Source organism: Campylobacter sp. 110 (assembly GCF_002383965.1).
Lineage (GTDB): Bacteria > Campylobacterota > Campylobacteria > Campylobacterales > Campylobacteraceae > Campylobacter_D > Campylobacter_D coli.
Map to the genome: position 1 here is coordinate 1 of NZ_NXBD01000031.1, position 519 is coordinate 519.

The following is a 519-nucleotide window of genomic DNA, read 5'->3' on the forward strand; positions in this document are numbered from 1 at the left end:
TGATAAAGATTTAAATAAACCTTTTGAAAAATTAGAACCTTTAAGTTTAAATAAACAAAATGAATTTTTACTTAAGGCTTATTATAAAGTTTATCAAAGTATTAAACATTGTAGAGATTTTAGTAAAATACTCAGCAATGATTTTGAAAATATACAAAGTATATATTTGAGTTTAAATGAAAAAGAAGAAGATTTAAACTTAGCTATTAGAAAAATAGATGAGTTTAAAAACAAACTTGAAGATATGAAACAAATGCAAGATTTGTATGAAATTTTAGGTCCTTTACTGACACAATTTGAACTAAACCTTGCAAGGATTTATGTTTTAAATCCTAAAACCAAAGAAGATGTTTTTAATAAAAGTATTCTTTGGATAAAAGAACATTTAGAATTTATGGAATTAGTTTATGGACATATTAAAGCACAAGAAAATGCTTTGATTAAAAATATACTTCCTTTAGAAGAAAAACTCAAAGAAAGAAAATTAGATAAATGGATGGAAAGGGTGAGAAGGTGAGA

At 23.5% G+C, this 519-nt stretch carries 1 pseudogene; it reads left to right on the top strand.

The features are described 5' to 3' along the window. Positions 1-517 (top strand): annotated as a pseudogene (locus tag BGS43_RS03235) (motility associated factor glycosyltransferase family protein); the annotation flags it as partial. Between the last annotated feature and the right edge of the window lie 2 nt (positions 518-519).